This window comes from Streptomyces amritsarensis, assembly GCF_001953875.1.
In the GTDB taxonomy this organism is placed as follows: Bacteria; Actinomycetota; Actinomycetes; order Streptomycetales; family Streptomycetaceae; genus Streptomyces; species Streptomyces amritsarensis.
The window spans coordinates 55,926-69,678 of the sequence record NZ_MQUR01000003.1; the positions used below are offsets into that span (position 1 = coordinate 55,926).

The window sequence follows — 13,753 nt, forward strand, 5'->3', positions numbered from 1 at the left end:
TGCGGGTCAGCCCGGCGACGGGGCCAGCACCACGAAGTCGGCGCCCGCCGGGTCGAGGCAGACGGCCAGCCGTCCGACGCCCTCGGCGTCCTCCGGCCCCATCTGCACACTGCCGCCGTTGCCGGTGACCGCAGAGACCGCCGCGTCGCAGTCGGTGACGGCGAAGACGGGATGCCAGTAGGGCCGCCCGTCCGCCAGGTCGAGGTCCTCGGCGGGCAGCTCCAGCACGCCGCCGTGCATGCGCTCCGCAGCCTGCCCGGCAGGCGTGACCAGGGCATACGCACCTTTGCCGCCCGGCAGCTCCATGTCGCTGAACCACCAGCCGAAGACCTTGCCGTAGAAGTCCTTGGCCGCCGCCGCGTCGCTCGTGTAGAGCTCCGTCCACGACAGCGAGCCCGGCTCGTCGACCAGCTCGACGCCCTTGCTGGTTCCCGGCTGCCAGACGGCGAACTGGCCCCCCAGCGGGTCGCTGTACTGGGCCATCCGCCCCCACTCGTCGAGGTCTCTCGCGGGGACCCGCACCGTGCCGCCGGCGCGCTCGACGGCCGCGGTGGCGGCGTCCGCGTCGGGCACGCTGTAGTAGATCATCCAGGCCGGGCGGGCGCCCTCCTCGGTGAGCTTGCCGAGCCCGGCGACGATCTTCCCGTCCTTCCGGAACATCCCGCCCTCCATGTCCTCCCCCTCGCCCATGGACTCGTACTCCCAGCCCAGTACGGCGCTGTAGAAAGCGGCCGCGGCGGGCACGTCGGGAGCGCCGAGGTCGATCCAGCAGGGGGCGCCCGCGGCGAAGTCAGTGGTGATCATGGTGGTCCTTTCGCGCGGTCCGCTACCGGAGCTCGGACAGGTCGACCGAGTCGGCGGGCGCGGGAGGCTTGGGCCGGACGGGCTCGTCGAAGGCGGAGAAGGTGGCCTCCACGCGCTCGCCGGAGGCCTTGGCGCCCTGGATGCGCAGCAGGTACGGCTCGTCCTGCGTGGACACCTGGTAGGTGCCGGTGTCGCCGCCGCGCTTGCCGGTGACCGTGATGGCCGGACGGCCGTCGACGGTGCTGCGCGCGCCCTTCGTCAGCTGCTCGTTCGCCGGTTTCGTGGAGAACTCCGACTTGAAGTAGTCGAGATCGCAGAACTGGGCGAAATCGCGCAGCATGATGTTGTCCGTGGTGCCGTGCAGATAGCGGCCGTCGATCAGCGCGATGGCGTCCTCGGCAGCGGCACCCGGCACCTGGGCCCGCAGCAGCTCGTCGTCGAGCTTCATCCACACGTCGTTACCGCGTTTGATCACGTCGGCCCTGCCGGAGCCGCCGGGCGGCCTGACGGTGCCGACGCAGTTGCCCGCCTCGTCGAAGCGGATGTCCAGCGCGGTGGTGCCCGACCCCTCGGTCACCTTGGCCACCATGCGCATGGAGGTGACCTGTGACATCGCCTTGCGGGAGGCGTCGGCGATGGCCTGCGCACTCTTGTCGGCCATGCCGTTGTCGTCGGCCAGGGCGGTGCCCGTGCCGGCGCCCGCGAACACGATCAGACAGACGGTTCCCGCGGCCGCGCGGCGGATCGCGGCTGCTGCCCGGGGTGCGGACATAGGGCGTCACCTCCCTGGGACCACCGCCGGACGGCGCCGGGTGAACACCATGCCTCCCGTGCGGCCGGTCACCGGATCAGCGTAGGTCCGCGCCGCGGACGCCGCAGCCCGGGCGCCCGCCGGCCGGTCCCGCCCGAGCGGCACCACGGGCGGGGACGGGATCGGCAGGCCGGCCCACCGTCCCGACGCCGGGCGGCAGTTCGTGCGGCCGTGGCCGATCGCCGCCTCGCAGAGGGCCGCCCGCGCCAGGCCGGCGCCGCGCGGGCCCCGCACTCAGCCCGAGACGGCCTCGGCCCAGTTCCGGTCGACCGTGCGGCCCGCCTTCGCCTGCTGCTGCTCCGTCGGGAACGCCGGTGTGCCCTCGACCGTGGGCAGCTTCTCCGCCAGGGTCCTGTCGAGGGTGCCGTTCCTCGCCATCGACTCCATGAGGACGGGTCGCGCGTACGCCCCGAGTCGGAGGTTCTGGCCTTCCGGGCTGAACAGGTACTCCTGCCACAGCCGCGCCGCCGCCGGGTGCGGGGCGTCCCGGTTGATCCCCTGCGCGTAGTACTGGGCGAAGCTGCCGTCGAAGGGGATGGAGGTCCGCCAGTCCACGTCCGCGCCCTTGCGGCGGAACTCGTCGGCGTAGGCGAGGTTGAGGAAGTCCCAGTCGATGCTGATCGGCGTCTGCCCGGACTCGATCGTGGCCGGGGTGGACTCGACCGGGATGAAGTTGCCGCTCCTGCTGAGCTCGGCGAAGAAGTCGATGCCGGGCTGGATGTCGTCGAAGGAGCCTCCGTTCGCCAGGGCCGCCGCATACACCCCGGCGAAGGCGGAGCCCGACATGGTGGGGTTGCCGTTGAGCGCGACCTGCCCCTCGTACTCGGGCCTGCGCAGGTCGGCGAAGGTCGCCGGGCAGGTCTTGACGCGCTTGGCGTCGCAGCCGATCGAGACGTAGCCGCCGTAGTTGTTGTACCAGCGGGCCCGCGGGTCCTTCTGCTCGTCGGGGATGTCGTCCCACGGGGCGACCTCGTACGGGGCCAGCAGACCCTGCCGGGCCGCGCCCGGCGCGAAGGTGCCGCCCACGTCGACCACGTCGGGGGCCGTCCCGTCGCGCCTGTGCGCCTTGAGGGCGTCGATCTCGTCCTTGCTGGAACCCTCCGGGTCCTCCACGGAGACCTCGATCCCGTACTTCTTCTCGAAGCCGTCGATCAGGGCGCCGTAGTTGGCCCAGTCCCTCGGGAGCGCGATGGTGTTGAGCGCCCCCTCCTTCCTGGCCGCCGCGGTCAGCGCCGCCATGCCGCCCGCGTCCGCGGCGGAGGTGGCCACCGCCGGCGCGCTGGGTGTTTCGGGGGGCCTGTCCCCGCATGCGCCGAGGGGCCCCGCGGCGAGGGCGAGGCAGGCGGCGACGGCGGCTGTCCGGAGACGAGGTGCGGGCACAAAGGCTCCATAACGGGCGGCACGTACTGATCCAGGCCAGCGTACGTGCGTCTGTCGGACCGGCGCAGTCCCGGCGGGTCGCGCCGCCGCCCGTCCTCCGGCCGACGTACCGCAGCGCCCCCCGAGCAGCCTCAGAAGGCCTCGTCGTCCCAGGCCGCGAGCAGCGCCGCCCCCAGGTCCTCCCCGTCCGCGGCGGACTCCGCGTGGAGGGCCTGCTCACTCCAGATGATCTTGCCGCGGGCGGTGTAGCGGGTGCCCCAGCGCTCGGCGAACTGGGCGACCAGGAACAGGCCGCGCCCGCCCTCGTCGGTGGCCTCGGCCCGGCGCAGGTGGGGGGAGGTGCTGGACCCGTCGGACACCTCGCAGACCAGGCTGCGGTCGTACAGCAGCCTCACCCGGATGGGCTGCGATCCGTAGCGGACGGCATTGGTGATCAGCTCGCTGAGGATGAGCTCCGTCGTGAAGGCGATGTCCTCCAGGCCCCACTCCGCCAGCCGCCGGGCGCAGGCAGTGCGCACCGGGGACACCGCCGCCGGATCGGACCGCACCTCCCACTCGGCGATCCGTGCCGGATCCAGCCGGCGCGTGCGGGCCACCAGCAGGGCGATGTCGTCGCTCTGCCCGCTGGGCAGCATCGCGCCGATCACCGCGGCGCAGGTCTCCTCCGGCGTCCTGGCCGGCCCGGACAGGGCCGCGCCCAGCACCGCCAGGGCGGCGTCGACGTCCCGGTCGCGGTTCTCCAGCAGCCCGTCGGTGAAGAGCACCAGCTGGGCCCCCTCGGGCAGGGTCAGCGTCGCGGTCTCCATGGGCAGGCCGGCGCCCAGGCCCAGCGGCGGCGACACCGGGATCTCGGGGAAGGACACCGTGCCGTCGGGGTGGACGACGGCGGGGCCCGGGTGGCCGGCGGTCGCGGCGGTCACCTGACCGGAGACGGAGTCGTAGACGGCGCACAGGCAGGTGGCGCCGGTCAGGCCCTGCCACTCCTGCTCCCCGGAGCCCTCGTCGGTGTCGATGTGGGCGACCAGCTCGTCCAGGTGGCTCAGCAGCTCCTCCGCGGGCAGGTCGAGCGTCGAGAAGTTGTGCATGGCGGTCCGCAGCCGGCCCATGGTGGCGGCGGCGTGCAGGCCGTGCCCGACGACGTCGCCGACCACCAGGGCCACCCGGGCGCCGGGCAGCGGGATGACGTCGAACCAGTCCCCGCCCACGCCCGCCTGGGCGGGCAGGTAGCGGTGGGCGACCTCGACCGCGGACTGGTCCGGGACGCCCCGGGGCAGCAGGCTGCGCTGCAAGGTGACGGCCATGGTGTGCTCGCGCGTGAAGCGGCGGGCGTTGTCGATGGACAGCGCCGCCCGGGCGGTCAGCTCCTCGGCGAAGGACACGTCCTCCTCCTCGAACGCCGGCGAGGGCTCCACCCGCCAGAATCCCGCCATCCCCAGCAGCACGCCGCGGGCCCGCAGCGGGACGGCGATCACCGAGTGGACGCCCTGATCCAGCATCCGCTGCGAACGGGCGGGGTTCTGGGCCATCCAGTCGCGGGTGCTCCGCAGGTCCGCCACCCGCACGGCGCGTTCGCCGACGACCCCGAGCGCCATGGGGCTGGTCGGGACGAACCGGATCAGCTCGCCGACGGGATACAGCGGATGCGGGTTCTTCGCGGCGACCACGGCGGTGCGGCGCATCTCGGTGCCCGGCTCCGGCGGCTCGTCGCCGTGCAGCACCGGGTCCAGCAGGTCGACCGAGGCGATGTCGGCGAACCTCGGGACCGCCACCTCCGCCAGTTCCCGGGCGGTGCGCTCCACGTCCAGGGTCGTGCCGATGCGCACCCCCGCGTCGTAGAGCAGCTTCAGCCGCTCGTGGGCCACCTCGGCCCGGCCGGAGAGCGCCCGCAGCTCGGTGGTGTCCCGCAGGGTGACCACCGTGCCGGCCTGCCCGAAGGGCGCGGTGGGCCGGATGTTGACCGCCAGCAGCCGATCGGCGGCCGTGTGCAGCTCGTCGGTCGCGGAGCGGCCCGAAGCGATCGACGTGGCGATCCCCTCCTCCAGGCCCAGCTCCGTGACGGGGCGCCCCTCCGCGTCCGCCGGCAGCTCCAGCAGCCGCCGCGCCTCGTCGTTGGCGAGCAGCAGGCGCCCGCCGCCGCCGATGATCAGCACGCCCTCCCGCACCGCGTGCAGCACCGCGTCGTGGTGCTCGTACATCCTTGTCATCTCCACCGGCCCCAGACCGTGGGTCCGGCGCAGCAGCCGCCGGCTCACCAGGGCCGTCCCGCCCGCGGACAGGGCGAGTACGAGGGCGGCGGTGCCGATGACCACGGGCAGCTGCCGGTTCACCATGCTCTGCACGTTCGACACGGTGACCGGTGAGGCCACCACGGCGAGGACCCGGTCCTGGGCGTCCTTGACGGGAACCACCGAGACCACGGACTGGCCCAGAGAGCTCTTGAACGTCTCGGTGAAGGACTTCCCGGCCGCCGCCCTGGAGAACGGGCCGACCACGCGCTTGCCGATCTGCCGCGGGTCGCTGTGGGTGAGGGTGACCCCGTCGAGCGTGTACACGTTGATGCCGTCCACCCCGGCGATCTTCCGGGCCGCCTGCGCGCTGGGCTGCAGCACGGCGCTCGGGTTGGGACTGCGCAGGGCGGCGACGATGCCGGGGGACTCCGCGAACGTGCCGGCGGCGGCGAGCGTACGGTGCCGGGCGTCCAGCATGGCGTCGCTGCGGGCCTGGACCACGAGCGCCACCACCGCCGCGGCGACCAGGAGCACCACGACGACGAGCTGGAGGAGGAACACCTCGCCGGCCACGCTGCGCGCGCTCAGGAGGGAGGAGAGCCGCTGCGGCTTGCGGACCCTGCTCGCCCAGGGCTGGGCGGGTTCCGGGTGCTCCTGGCGGTGTCCTGGGCGGGGACCTCGGGAGTCGGAGGAGGCGCGCTTGGCCGAGCCGGGCAGCACACGCCGCAGATGTCCCAGGAAGACGCTCATAATCCATCTTCTAACCTCCCCGGCCCGTCGGCAGCGGGGAGCCCGCCCGGCCCGTCGGCAGCGGGGAGCGGCCGCCCGCCGGTGCGTGCCGGCGGGACCGGAGCCTTTGCGCCCCGTGGCGGAGGCTCCGGGCCGGGACCGGGGCCCGGGGGCGGCGGGGTCCGCGCCGGGTCCACGGCGGCGAGGCAGCGGGCGGCTTGGGCGCGGAGGGCCTCGGCGAGTCCGGGCGGGGCGTCGACGAGGGTGAAGCCGGTGTCGACGGAGGTGATCATCCAGGCGAGGTCGCGGCAGGTGTCGGCCCCCAGGTGCAGCAGACAGCTGTGCTCGTCCACGGGCTCGACGCATCCCATCCCCGGCCAGACGCGGTCGGCGACCGCGGTGGCGGATTCGTGGAGGGTGACGGTCGCCTGGAGCGGCCATGTCTGCGCCGACAGCCGGCGGGCCACGTAGGCGGCCGCGTCGCCGCCGGGAAGTGCGCGGGGTGTGAACCGGGGACCGGCCGGAGTGCGCGGGACGAGCCGGTCGACGCGGAAGGTGCGCCAGCCCTCGCGGTCGGTGTCCCAGGCGACCAGATACCAGTGGCGGCCGAAACTGACCAGGCTGTGGGGCTCGGCCGAGCGGACGCCGGCGCCGTTGCGGGGGCTGGTGTAGTCGAAGCGCAGCCGCTCGTGCCGCCGGCACGCCTCGGCGAGGGCCATGAGGGTGGCCGCGGACACCGCGGGGGCCGGAGCCGCGCCGGCCCGGACGGTGGCGGCGAGCAGGGTGCGGACCCGGTGCCGGAGCCGGGAGGGGAGGACCTGTTCGAGCTTGCCCAGGGCGCGCAGAGCGGACTCCTCGACCCCGAGGACCGAGCCGTCGGCCCCGGCGCGCAGGCTGATGGCGACGGCCACGGCCTCCTCGTCGTCGAGCAGCAGCGGCGGCAGCTTGCCGCCGGGCCCGAGCCGGTAGCCGGCGGTGCCCTGGGTCGCCCGGACCGGGTAGCCGAGGTCGCGCAGCCGCTGCACGTCGCGGCGCAGCGTGCGGCGGCTGACGCCGAGGCGTTCGGCGAGCTCGGTCCCCGACCGGTCGCCGGGGGTCTGCAGCAGCGACAGCAGTTTCAACAGCCGCCCGGAGGTTTCCAGCATGGCCCCAGGGTGCCGCACGCTTGGGAACGGAACTGGCCTAAGCGGTCCGTAGCGTCGCGGCCATGACGCACACGATTCCCGGCATCGCCCCGTTCCGTGTCGATGTCCCCCAGAGCCGGCTCGACGACCTCCGCTCCCGCCTCGCCGCCACCCGCTGGCCGGACGAACTGCCCGGTGTCGGCTGGAGCCGCGGTGTGCCGGTCGGCTACCTGCGGGGCCTGGCCGATCACTGGCTCAACGCCTACGACTGGCGGACGCACGAGGCCGCCCTGAACGCCTACCCCCAGTACCTGGCCGACGTCGAGGGGCAGACCGTCCACTTCCTGCACGTACGGTCACCCGAGCCGGATGCCACACCGCTGGTGCTGTTGCACGGCTGGCCGGGGTCGGTGGCCGACTTCCTCGACGTCATCGGCCCGCTGTCCGACCCCCGGGCACACGGCGGCGATCCGGCCACCGCCTTCCACCTGGTCGTTGCCTCCCTGCCGGGATTCGGCTTCTCCACCCCGCTCGCGGGGCCCGGAATGGGCGCGGAGAGCATGGCGGCGGTGCTCACCCGGCTGATGTCCCGCCTCGGCTACGTCCGCTACGGCGTCCACGGCTACGACACCGGCTCCTGGGTCGCTCCCCGGATGGGCGCGCGGGCCCCGGAGCAGGTCATCGGCGTCCATGTCAACGCCCTGCTGACGTTCCCCGTGGGGGCGGAGGGCGAGGCGGACGGCCTCACCGAGGCCGAGCAGCGGCGCCGGCAGGCCATGCAGGACTTCAACGACGGCTACCTGCAGTGCAACTCCAAGCGCCCGCAGACGGTCGGCTACGCGCTGACGGACTCCCCGGTGGGACAACTCGCCTGGATGGTGGAGAAGTTCAAGGAGCTCACCGCCCCGGCGGACGGGCTGCCCGAGGACAGCATCGACCGCGACCGCATGCTGACCGAGGTCTCGCTGTACTGGCTGACCGGCACGGCCGCCTCGGCCGCCCAGATCTACTACGAGGAGGTCTCCGCCGGCGCGTGGGGTGAGGAGGACGGCGCCGCCGGCGCCCCGGACGCCTGGACGGCCGGACGGCGGGGGACCGTCCCGACCGCCGTGCTGCTCTCCACCCACGACGTGACCATCCGCCGCTGGGCGGAACGCGACCACAACGTCGTGCGGTGGACCGAACTCGACCGCGGTGGCCACTTCCTCGCGATGGAGGAGCCGGAGGCCCTCGTGGACGACCTGCGCCGGTTCTTCGCCAGTGTGCGCTGACGGCGGAGCGCGCTGTGCGCGCCCGGAGCCCCGTCCGGCGTGGGATTCCTCGCCGAGCAGCAGCGGTTCCCGGCCTCCGTAGGCTCCGCGGCGCGCGCCGGGGCGTCAGCCGGCGGTCGCGAAGACGTCGGGCACGAGCCGGCAGAGCGGGCCGTTCCCGGCGCCGCGGCGGGGCGGGCACCGCCGGGTCGCCCGCCCCGCAGGGCCGAAGGGCCCGGCGCGGCGACCGAACGGGTCCTCCCGGGGAGTGCCGACCGGCCCGCCACCAGGGACGGTTGCCGCCGGGCACGAGGGGACGCGAGTGACAGGGTTCAAGTGCTCCCCGAGGCGCCCGGCGGACGCCCGGCCGGCCGCCCGGCCGAACGCACGTCCCGACACCGCGCCCGTCGAGCGCACCTTCCGTCTCACCTCCGGGGGACCCATGACCTTCCACGTCGACTCCGAGACCGGCTGGCTGAAGCAGGTCATCCTGCACCGCCCCGACCGCGAACTCACCCGCCTCACACCCACCAACAAGGACGAGCTCCTTTTCGACGATGTGCTGTGGGCCAAGCGCGCTCGCGAGGAGCACGACGCCTTCGCCGATGTCCTGCGGGACCGCGGAGTGGGCGTGTACCTCCTCGCCGACCTGCTCACCGAGACGTTGGACGGCATCGAGGCACGGCAGCTCGTGCTGGACCGGGTCTTCGACGACCGCGAGTTCGGCGTCCTCGGCACCGACCGGCTCCGCGCGTACTTCGACTCCCTGGAGCCGGCCGCACTGACCGCCTGCCTCATCGGCGGCGTCACCAAGGCCGAACTGCTGGAGCGCACGGGCCCGATACCGAGCGTACGGCTGCACGCCATGGCGCCCGACGACTTCCTCCTCGCGCCGCTGCCCAACCACCTCTTCACCCGCGACACCTCGTGCTGGGTGTACGACGGCGTGAGCGTCAACCCCATGAACAAGCGGGCACGACGCCGTGAAACGGTGCACTTCGAAGCCATCTACCGCCACCACCCCCTGTTCGACAAGGGGGAGTTCCACCGGTGGACCGACGGGCAGCAGGCCTATCCCGCCACCGTCGAGGGCGGCGACGTCCTGGTCATCGGCAACGGTGCGGTGCTCATCGGCATGAGCGAGCGCACCACCCCGCAGGCCGTGGAGAACCTCGCCCTGCGGATGTTCGCGGCGGGCTCCGCCCGGCGGGTCGTGGCCGTCGGCCTGCCGAAGACCCGCAGCTTCATGCACCTCGACACGGTCATGACCATGGTCAGCGGTGACACCTTCACCCGCTACGCCGGCCTCGGCATGCTGCCGTCCTCCACGATCGAGCCGGGCCCCGGCGGTGAAGGGCTGAAGGTCACCGACCACGCGCCCGGGCACATGGACCAGGTCATCGCCGATGCGCTGGGTCTGCCCTCCATCACCGTTCTCACCCCCAGCCAGGACCTCCGCTCCGCCGAGCGGGAGCAGTGGGACGACGGCTGCAACGTGCTGGCCGTGGAGCCCGGTGTGGTCGTCGCCTACGAGCGCAACGTGACCACCAACACCCACCTGCGCAAGAGCGGGATCGAGGTCATCACCGTGCGGGGCAGCGAACTGGGCCGGGGCCGTGGCGGCCCGCGGTGCATGACCTGCCCCATCGAACGCGACGCCGCCTGACCACCCCGCCCCGCGCCTCCTCACCGTCCGCCGCCCCCCCCGTACCCACCAAGGAGCCTGCCATGCACGACGACCTGCACCGGCGTCCGTTCGTGAAGGAACTCGACTTCACTCCCGAGGAGTTCCGCCACCTGCTGGAACTCTCCGCCGACATCAAGACCGCCCGCCGCGAGGGGCGGGAGGAACAGCGGCTGCGCGGCAGGAACATCGCCGTGATCTTCGAGAAGACATCGACGAGGACCCGGTGCGCCTTCGAAGTGGCCGCGCACCAGCAGGGCGCGCACGTGACCTACCTCGACCCGGCCGGCTCCCAGCTCGGCCACAAGGAGTCCATCAAGGACACCGCACGCGTCCTCGGCCGCTACTACGACGGGATCGAATACCGCGGCAGCGACCAGTCGCTGGTGGAGGAGTTGGCCCGGCACGCCGGCGTTCCCGTCTGGAACGGCCTGACGGACCAGTGGCACCCCACCCAGTCGCTCGCCGACGTGCTCACCATGTGGGAGCACACCGACAAGCCGCTGAACCAGGTGTCCTTCGCCTATCTGGGCGACGCCAGGAACAACGTCGGCAACTCGCTGCTGATCGTCGCGGCGATGCTCGGCATGGACGTACGCATGGTCGGCCCGCGGTCGCTGCACAACGCCTCCCACGTCGTCGACCAGGCGCGGCGGGCGGCGGCCGTCAGCGGTGCGCGGATCACCCTGACCGAGGACGTGGCCGAAGGGGTGGCCGGCGTCGACTTCGTCTACACCGACGTGTGGCTCTCCATGGGAGAGCCGCCGGAGATGTGGGACGAGCGCATAGCGCTGCTCAAGCCGTACCAGGTGACGACGAAGACCCTGGAGGCGACGGGCAACCCGGCCGTCAAGTTCATGCACTGCCTTCCGGCCTTCCACAACGACGACACCACCGTCGGGGCCAAGATCGCTGCCCGGACCGGCATGACGGCACTGGAGGTCACCGACGAGGTCTTCGAGTCCTCGCACTCCATCGTGTTCGACCAGGCCGAGAACCGGCTCCACACCATCAAGGCCGTCCTCGTCGCCACCCTCGGCGACTGAACCGGCCGTCCCCACACCCTCCGGAGAACACGTCATGCGTGTAGTCGTCGCACTGGGCGGCAACGCCCTCCTCCGCCGCGAGGAGCGGCCGGACGCCGCCGTGCAGCTCGCCAACATCCGCGCCGCCGTGTCCGCGCTCGCCCCCCTCGCGCACGAGCACGAACTCGTCATCACCCACGGCAACGGACCGCAGGTCGGCGTACTCGCCCTCCAGAGCGCCGCCGACCGCTCCCTGAGCAGCCCCTACCCCTTCGACGTCCTCGGCGCGGAGACCCAGGGCATGATCGGCTACTGGCTGCTCCAGTCCTTGCAGAACGCCCTGCCGGGACGGCAGGTCTGCGCCCTGCTCAACCAGACCCTTGTCTCCGCGGCCGACCCCGCCTTCGCCGACCCGGCCAAATTCGTGGGCCCCGTCTACGACCGGACCGAAGCGGAGCGGCTGGCCGCCGAACGCGGCTGGACGGTCAAGCAGGACGGCGCCCACTGGCGACGCGTCGTACCGTCCCCCCGTCCGCAACGCGTCGTGGAGACCCGGCTGATCCGGCTGCTGCTGAACTCGGGAGCGGTGGCCGTGTGCGCCGGAGGCGGCGGCGTACCGGTGATCCGGGACGAACAAGGGCAGCTGACCGGCGTCGAAGCCGTGGTGGACAAGGACCTCACCGCCGCTCTCCTGGCCGAGGCGCTCGATGCCGACGCGCTCCTGCTGCTCACGGACGTCTCCCACGTGTCGCTCGGCTACGGCACCCCGGGCGCCGAGCCCATCGGACGGACCACGCCCGCCGCCCTGAGAGCCCGGCAGTTCCCCGCCGGATCCATGGGACCCAAGGTCGACGCCGTGTGCCGGTTCGTCGAGCTCACCGGCGGCATGGCCGCCATCGGCGCCCTCGAAGACGCCCGAGCCATCCTCGACGGAACCACCGGCACCGTCGTCACACCCAGCGGCCGCTACCGCGAAGCCCGCCACGACGGAACACAGGACCTGACATGACCTTGCACAGCGCACCCGCATCCCAGCAGCCGGCCCGGGCGGGAACGGACTCCGGGGCGCCCGACGGCCCGCGGCGGCAGCTTCGGTTCCCGTCCGCCTTCACCGTCCTGATCGCCGTCACCGTCGCAGTCTGGGCCCTGACGTTCGTCATCCCCGCCGGCCGCTACGACACCGTGGACGGCAGCCCCGTACCGGGCACCTACCACCCCGTGGAACCGGCCGGCGGCTTCCTGGAGCGGCTCAAAGACCTGTTCCTCTCCCCGGTCAACGGGCTGTACGGCGTCACCGACGCCGGGAGCGGCCTCACCGCGCCCGGGGGGACCGGCTCCTTCGCGGGCGCGGCCGGCGTGTTCCTCTTCATCCTGGCCGTGGGCGCGTTCATCACCGTCACGATGCGCACCGGGGCACTCACGGCGGGGGTGGCGCGCCTCGCGCAGCGTCTGCACCACCGCAGGACCCTGCTCCTCGTGGTCCTGCTGACGGTGTTCTCCTTGGGCGGGACCACGTACGGCATGGCCGAGGAAACCCTCGGGTTCTACGGGTTGATGATCCCCCTGATGCTGGGCCTGGGCTACGACCGCATGGTCGCCGCGACCGTCGTCATGGTGGGAGCCGGCATCGGCACCCTCGCCTCGACCGTCAACCCCTTCGCCACCGGGGTGGCCTCCGACAGCGCCGGCATCGGCACGGGAGAGGGGATCGTCCTGCGACTGGTGATGTGGGCCTGCCTGACCGCGCTGGCAGCCGCATACGTCGTACGCTACGCCCGCCGCGTCACCGAGGACCCCTCCCGGTCGCTGACCCCCCTCACCGAGGACGACCTCCGCATCAAGGCCGAGGGTGGCGAAGCGGCGAAGCTCACCAGTCGCCAGCGCACCGTCCTGTGCCTCTTCGCGGCCACCTTCCTCTTCATGATCTTCGCCGTCGTGCCCTGGTCCGATCTGCACGTCACCTTCCTGCCCACCCTCGGCTGGTACTTCCCCGAACTCGCCGCCCTGTTCATCGTCGCGGCGGTCGGCGTGGGGCTCGTCGGCGGCCTGGGCGAGAAGGGGACCGCGAACGCCGTCACCGCCGGCGCGGGGGACTTCATCGGAGCGGCGATGATCGTCATGCTGGCCCGCGGAGTCACAGTGATCATGAACAACGCCAGTGTCACCGACACCATCCTCGACGCCCTGCAGAGTGCGGTGGCCGACACGTCCTCCGGCGTGTTCGCCGTCCTGATGTTCGCGGTGAATCTCCCCCTGGCCTTCTTCGTCCCCTCCTCCTCGGGCCACGCGGCCCTCGCCATGCCCATCCTCGCTCCCCTGGCCGACTTCGCCGGAGTGAGCCGGGCCCTGGTGGTGACCGCGTACCAGTCGGCTTCCGGATGGGTGAACCTCGTCACGCCCACCTCGGCCGTCGTCATGGGCGGCCTCGCCCTGGCCAAGGTCCGCTACGACCAGTACCTGCGCTTCATGGCACCGCTGATGGGTGCCCTGCTCGTGGCCGTCGCCGGATTCCTCGCACTCGGTGCGGCCGTGCGCTGAACCGCCACGGGCCACGCGGGAGGCCGGCCGGTCGGGACACCGACCAGCCGGCCACCGCCGTGCGCCCGGTACGGCGCGGCGCTCAGGGCACCGCAGGGCGGGCCGACCGGCCCTCCGACCGGCAGGACGAGCAACCCGCCCACGCTGTGGTCACAGCACGCCGGGAGTCCTCGTCGCGCA

At 72.8% G+C, this 13,753-nt stretch carries 10 protein-coding genes; 5 read left to right on the plus strand and 5 right to left on the minus strand.

The window, feature by feature from the left end; genetic code table 11:
• Positions 1-6 precede the first annotated feature (6 nt).
• From AVW11_RS02235 to AVW11_RS02260, 5 genes are all read right to left on the minus strand, one after another.
• A complete protein-coding gene (locus AVW11_RS02235) occupies positions 7-804 on the minus strand; it encodes a VOC family protein (RefSeq protein ID WP_030840027.1) in 798 nt (265 codons plus the stop codon).
• Between the two features lie 22 nt (positions 805-826).
• On the minus strand, positions 827-1,576 hold the full coding sequence (locus tag AVW11_RS02240) for a hypothetical protein (RefSeq protein ID WP_060177245.1): 750 nt from the start codon (positions 1,574-1,576) through the stop codon (positions 827-829).
• Between the two features lie 273 nt (positions 1,577-1,849).
• Positions 1,850-2,995 carry an ABC transporter substrate-binding protein gene (locus tag AVW11_RS02250; protein WP_060177247.1) on the minus strand — a complete coding sequence of 382 codons (1,146 nt, stop codon included), beginning with the start codon at positions 2,993-2,995 and terminating at the stop codon, positions 1,850-1,852.
• Between the two features lie 131 nt (positions 2,996-3,126).
• Positions 3,127-5,973 (minus strand): SpoIIE family protein phosphatase, encoded by a 2,847-nt coding sequence (locus tag AVW11_RS02255; protein WP_079250472.1) that lies wholly within the window; start codon positions 5,971-5,973, stop codon positions 3,127-3,129.
• Complete coding sequence (locus AVW11_RS02260) at positions 5,970-7,097, minus strand: helix-turn-helix transcriptional regulator (protein ID WP_079250473.1); 1,128 nt, start codon at positions 7,095-7,097, stop codon at positions 5,970-5,972. Before AVW11_RS02260 ends, AVW11_RS02255 begins: the two co-directional genes overlap by 4 nt.
• A gap of 62 nt (positions 7,098-7,159) precedes the next feature.
• Between AVW11_RS02260 and AVW11_RS02265 the strand changes: the two genes are divergently transcribed.
• The 5 genes from AVW11_RS02265 (at position 7,160) to AVW11_RS02285 (ending at position 13,573) form a co-directional block, all read left to right on the plus strand.
• The gene (locus tag AVW11_RS02265; RefSeq protein WP_060177248.1) at positions 7,160-8,347 is read left to right on the plus strand and encodes an epoxide hydrolase family protein; all 1,188 of its coding nucleotides are present in this window, start codon (positions 7,160-7,162) and stop codon (positions 8,345-8,347) included.
• A gap of 421 nt (positions 8,348-8,768) precedes the next feature.
• On the plus strand, positions 8,769-9,992 hold the full coding sequence (locus tag AVW11_RS02270; RefSeq protein ID WP_076043088.1) for an arginine deiminase: 1,224 nt from the start codon (positions 8,769-8,771) through the stop codon (positions 9,990-9,992).
• Positions 9,993-10,054: 62 nt separating this feature from the next.
• Positions 10,055-11,056 (plus strand): ornithine carbamoyltransferase, encoded by a 1,002-nt coding sequence (argF, locus tag AVW11_RS02275; protein WP_030840050.1) that lies wholly within the window; start codon positions 10,055-10,057, stop codon positions 11,054-11,056.
• Between the two features lie 34 nt (positions 11,057-11,090).
• Entirely contained in the window at positions 11,091-12,044 is a 954-nt protein-coding gene (gene arcC / locus AVW11_RS02280) for a carbamate kinase (protein WP_076043044.1), read from the plus strand.
• Positions 12,041-13,573, plus strand: a complete 1,533-nt coding sequence (locus AVW11_RS02285) for a YfcC family protein (protein WP_060177250.1) — start codon at positions 12,041-12,043, stop codon at positions 13,571-13,573. Before arcC ends, AVW11_RS02285 begins: the two co-directional genes overlap by 4 nt.
• The last annotated feature ends 180 nt before the right edge of the window (positions 13,574-13,753 follow it).

What these genes read in the sequence shown, in the direction of transcription:
- AVW11_RS02240 (WP_060177245.1), bottom strand. Translation starts at nt 1,576, where the DNA reads ATGTCCGCACCCCGGGCAGCAGCCGCGATCCGCCGCGCGGCCGCGGGA.
- AVW11_RS02260 (WP_079250473.1), bottom strand. Translation starts at nt 7,097, where the DNA reads ATGCTGGAAACCTCCGGGCGGCTGTTGAAACTGCTGTCGCTGCTGCAG.
- arcC (WP_076043044.1), top strand. Translation starts at nt 11,091, where the DNA reads ATGCGTGTAGTCGTCGCACTGGGCGGCAACGCCCTCCTCCGCCGCGAG.
- AVW11_RS02255 (WP_079250472.1), bottom strand. Translation starts at nt 5,973, where the DNA reads ATGAGCGTCTTCCTGGGACATCTGCGGCGTGTGCTGCCCGGCTCGGCC.
- AVW11_RS02285 (WP_060177250.1), top strand. Translation starts at nt 12,041, where the DNA reads ATGACCTTGCACAGCGCACCCGCATCCCAGCAGCCGGCCCGGGCGGGA.
- AVW11_RS02270 (WP_076043088.1), top strand. Translation starts at nt 8,769, where the DNA reads ATGACCTTCCACGTCGACTCCGAGACCGGCTGGCTGAAGCAGGTCATC.
- AVW11_RS02235 (WP_030840027.1), bottom strand. Translation starts at nt 804, where the DNA reads ATGATCACCACTGACTTCGCCGCGGGCGCCCCCTGCTGGATCGACCTC.
- argF (WP_030840050.1), top strand. Translation starts at nt 10,055, where the DNA reads ATGCACGACGACCTGCACCGGCGTCCGTTCGTGAAGGAACTCGACTTC.
- AVW11_RS02265 (WP_060177248.1), top strand. Translation starts at nt 7,160, where the DNA reads ATGACGCACACGATTCCCGGCATCGCCCCGTTCCGTGTCGATGTCCCC.